The sequence below is a fragment of the Leifsonia sp. SIMBA_070 genome (assembly GCF_046534635.1).
Classification (GTDB): Bacteria; Actinomycetota; Actinomycetes; order Actinomycetales; family Microbacteriaceae; genus Leifsonia.
Window position 1 is genome coordinate 1 of sequence record NZ_JAWRYK010001075.1, and the last position, 229, is coordinate 229.

The window sequence follows — 229 nt, forward strand, 5'->3', positions numbered from 1 at the left end:
GGAGGAGTTCGTCAGCGGACAGGGCACGCTGTTCCGGGAGAACGGCCTGCCCGGCGAGACGCTGGACCGCCTCTCGGCGGAGGGCAATGTGTTCCGGGGCCGGGTCGACCCGATCGTCGAGACGATCACGCCCATGGCCGATGGCAACACAATCACCATCGGCGGGCGGCGCTGGCAGGTGCGCACGGGCAGCGGGCATTCGCCCGATCATTGCTGCCTGTGGTGCGCG

General features: G+C 69.9%; 1 protein-coding gene. It reads left to right on the plus strand.

Going from position 1 to position 229, the window contains the following annotated elements; all coding sequences use genetic code 11:
- Positions 1-229 (plus strand): hypothetical protein (locus SB754_RS23455; protein WP_410784629.1); only part of this gene is annotated, 229 nt, incomplete at both ends.